Source organism: Thermoanaerobaculia bacterium (assembly GCA_035260525.1).
GTDB lineage: Bacteria > Acidobacteriota > Thermoanaerobaculia > UBA5066 > DATFVB01 > DATFVB01.
In genome coordinates this window covers 1-3,795 of the sequence record DATFVB010000118.1, presented here as the reverse complement: position 1 = coordinate 3,795, position 3,795 = coordinate 1, and the positions used below count along the sequence as shown (strand labels likewise).

The following is a 3,795-nucleotide window of genomic DNA, read 5'->3' as shown; positions in this document are numbered from 1 at the left end:
TTCTTCGGCCACCTCGACGCCAACCGCGTGCAGTTCTCGATTGGCCGCGACATCGTGCTCTCGCCGCGCCAGCAAGGGGAGCCGCTGAACTACTTCGTGTATCCCTACGTCGAGGTGGACGGAAAGCCCTCGGCGGCGACGACGAAGCTCACCTTCCGGAACGTCGGATGAGCCGAAGGGCGGCGCTGGACGGGCCGCGTTCGAGAACGACCTAATTCATCTTTTCGGTCTGCCCCCCCGAGAGCGAGCGCGTCGCCCTGTATTACAATTCACTACGGAGGCATACATGAGCATTCCGTTTTCCGTCCGCCTGCCCGAGGAGGATGCGAAGGCCCTGGAGAAGCTTGCGGCGGCCACGGACAGGTCCAAGAGCTATCTCGTGCAGAAGGCCGTCGAAAACTATCTCGCCGAACATGAGGATTATCGTCTGGCTCTTGATCGCCTCCACGACCCGGGCGATTCGATCGTCTCGGCTGCCGAGCTCAGAAAGTCTCTGGCGGGCCCAAAGACGTCGCGCGCGCGGCGTTGATGGCGGTTCGCGTCCAGTACAAGGCCTCGGTCGCCGGAGACCTTCGCCGCATCGATCGGTCGGCGGCCGAGAGGATCCTCCGCCAGATTGAGCAAAGGCTCTCCGACCCGAATCGCGGCGGCTCCCCGCTATCGGGCGAGTTCGCCGGGCTCTTTCGTCTCCGCGTCGGCGATTACCGGGTCATCTATGCGCGGCGCGCGGCGGGTGTCCTCGTCCTCCGGATCGCGCATCGGCGGGACGTCTATCGCCGGCCCACCGAGGTCCACGAGCCCGTCGCGGAATACGGGCGAGTCCGCCGGAGGACCGGGCGCGGCGAGCTGAGGTGAAATCGTGAAGATGTTCAACCCTCCGCATCCCGGCGAAGTTCGCCGGGAAATGTGCCTCGCTCCCCTCGGCCTGACCGTACGCAGGCCGCAAACGCGCTCAAATCATAATGTATAATAAGTGCCTGACCCCAAGGCACCATGCACTTTATCTCGTAGATCCCCCCACGGGGTTTTTCACAACGAAGCTCGGAGTCCGCCACTCCTTCATCCGGGTCTCGTCGTCTCTCGTCAGTGCCGATCGGAGACGATGGCGGGCGCGGGCGACGGCGGGACGGCGACCTTGACGCGCCCGGCTCCGGCAGCGATCGTCAGTTCGTAGCGGCGGCTCGCGGAACATCCGCCCGCGGTCGCGGTGATCGTGAAGTGAAAGACGCCGGCCGCCCGAGGAGTACCGGAAATGACGCCGGACGCGAAATCGAGCGCGAGTCCGGGCGGGAGAGCGCCTTCGGAGACGGCGAATGTCGACGCCCCTCCGTTTCCCGATCGGGTGATCTGGACGGCATACCGCGTTCCTATTGTCGCCGCCGGCAGGAAAGAGGGCGAGAGCGTCGGAGCCGGTTCGTTCAGGAACATCCATATACCGCCGTCGACCACCGCGAGGTCGTCGTGTCCGCTGCCTTGGAACTTTCCGCGAACGATCTCCGTGCTGCCGTTGGGCGTCGCGAACGTGCCCGCGGACGCGAACGTTCCGTCTCCCCGGTTCGCCAGGATGGCGTACTTCCGGTCGATTCCGAGCGCGAGGTCGAGATGCCCATCGCCGTCGAAATCGCCGGTCGCGATGGACTGGATCGCCAGGCCCTCCGGTTTCCCCGCGCTCTCTTCGGGGCCGGCGCGGAACGTCCCGTCGCCGTTTCCGAAAAGGATCGAATACCCGCGGTCGTAGGACGTGACGAGGTCGGCCTTACCATCCCCGTCGAAATCGCCCGCGGCGAGCGCCAGCGTCGGACTGCCGATGTTCGAGGTCGCCGCCGGGATCGCCTGCGTGGAGGGCGAAAACGTGCCGCCCCCGGCGGCGAGGTGGATCCGGACCGAGTCGAACTGCGACGCGAAGTCGCTCCCGAAGGTCGCGAGGTCGGTCAGGCCGTCGCCGTCGAAATCCACGGCCGCCATCAGCAACGTGAACGTCGATTCCGGGTCGACCGATGCCGAGACGAACGCGCGATGTCCCTGATTGACGAAGATCTCGAGGCCCCCTCCGCCGACCGCGAGATCCGGCCGGCCGTCGCCGTTGAAGTCGCCGACCGCGATCGTCCCGGTATAGGCAATGGACGCCGAGAGCTCGACCGGCGGGTCGAACGTCCCGTCTCCCCGTCCGAACAGAACCTCGAGCTTGCCGTGCGACCCGTCCATGACGACGACATCCTGCTTTCCGTCGGAATCGAAATCGGCGGCCGCGCCGGCGTTCGGGAAGAGGTCCGAGGGAAGCGCGACGGTCTTCGTCGCGAACCCGCCTCGGCCGTCCCCGAGGAGCACCGCCGCCGGGGTAAACAGGTCGTCCTTTCCGTCGCCGTTGAAGTCGCCCGCCACGACGACGGAATTCGGAACCGGGACGATCGGAGCGGCCGCGAGGGTTCCGTCGCCATTCCCGTAATACACGGAAGCTTCTCCGATGAGGATGCCGACCGCGATGACGTCCGGCTTGCCGTCGCGATTCAGGTCGGCGATCCGCAGGTCGCGAACGTAGCCCGTGCCGTAGAGCTCCGGGAGCGTGCGAAACGTCCCGTCGCCGTTGGCGAGCGCGATGCTCAGGCCCTGGCCGGGGAAAACGATGTCGGGGCGGCCATCGCCGTTCATGTCCGCGATTTCGAAGACGGGGCCCTGATCGGGAATCGGCGCGAGCGCGCCGAATGTGCCGTCTCCCTTGCCGATCGCCGCCGAGTACTTCCCGTAACCCCCTCCCTGGACGAGAAGATCGAGCTTTCCGTCGCCGTTTTCGTCGACCGCTCTCACGATCGTCGTGGCGAAGGGGGAGAGAGTGATCTGCCGGGCGGCGAACGTGCGTGCGGAACTGCCGAGGTACGTCAAAACTTGCGTCGTGTTGCCGGCGAGGTAGCCGAGGGAAACATCCGATTTCCCGTCGCCGTTGAAATCACCGATCGCCAGGCCGGCGAACTGAGCGGTTGGGCCGAGAGCGGCGAGCGGAGCCTCCTGGAATCCGCCGTGGCCGTCGCCGAAGAATGCCGTGAACTTTCCCTGCTGCGCGCTATAGGCGACGTAGTCGGCTTTCCCGTCGCCGTCGAAGTCGCCGAAGCCGAGAAATCCGGCCGGGAGCTCGAATGCGGGATCGAAGCGGCCGTCGCCCCTTCCCTTCAAGACGGCGCTTCCCGCGGCGAGATCGGGAATGGAGTCTCCGTCGTAATCGATGACATCGAAGGGCTTTCCCCCGTGGGATCCAGCGGGGCGATAGACGCAGAACGGAGACGCGAATCCGCTTCCCGGGAGACCGAGGTAGATGGAGATGCAGTTGGAGGCGAAGTCCTCGACGGCGACGTCCGGGATGCCGTCCCGGTCGAAGTCCGCCGAGACACTCGCATCCGCGGCGAAGGAAGGGTCGGCGGCCGGCAGCTGGGTCGCCGCCGCCCAGCCGCCGCCACAGGCGCCGGATGCGGAGACTTCCGGCTCCTCGATGTCCAGCGAGTAGCACTGGTCGACGGCGCATTCGCCGTCGGCCGCGCGAACCGCGAAGTCGAAGGCCCCGGGCGCGGCAGGGGAGCCTTGCAGCAGGCCGTCTGACGAAAGGATGAGACCGGGAGGCAGGGCGCCGGCCGTCACCAGGAACGTGTATCCCGCCGCCGGTGCGAGGTCGAACACGTCCTGGCGCACGACCCGGAGGGGCTGTTCGTAGCGTTCCCCGCGAATCCCCGAAGGGAGCGTTTCGGGTCCGACGGCGCCGATCTCGACCGACACCGGGAAGGGATTCGAGACTTGATCCGGCGCGTT

3 protein-coding genes are annotated in these 3,795 nt (G+C 66.5%); 2 read left to right on the top strand and 1 reads right to left on the bottom strand.

What is annotated here, in order from left to right; all coding sequences use genetic code 11:
- Positions 1-286: 286 nt before the first annotated feature.
- Positions 287-529 (top strand): ribbon-helix-helix protein, CopG family, encoded by a 243-nt coding sequence (locus VKH46_05755; GenBank protein HKB70330.1) that lies wholly within the window; start codon positions 287-289, stop codon positions 527-529.
- Positions 529-855, top strand: coding sequence for a type II toxin-antitoxin system RelE/ParE family toxin (locus tag VKH46_05750; GenBank protein HKB70329.1), 327 nt, complete (start codon positions 529-531; stop codon positions 853-855). Before VKH46_05755 ends, VKH46_05750 begins: the two co-directional genes overlap by 1 nt.
- Before the next feature lie 228 nt (positions 856-1,083).
- Here the strand turns inward: VKH46_05750 and VKH46_05745 are convergent.
- Positions 1,084-3,795, bottom strand: a 2,712-nt coding sequence (locus tag VKH46_05745; protein HKB70328.1) for an FG-GAP-like repeat-containing protein, incomplete at its 5' end; no start/stop codon positions are given.

Coding starts and splice junctions, on each gene's coding strand:
- VKH46_05750 (HKB70329.1), top strand. CDS start 529: ATGGCGGTTCGCGTCCAGTACAAGGCCTCGGTCGCCGGAGACCTTCGC.
- VKH46_05755 (HKB70330.1), top strand. CDS start 287: ATGAGCATTCCGTTTTCCGTCCGCCTGCCCGAGGAGGATGCGAAGGCC.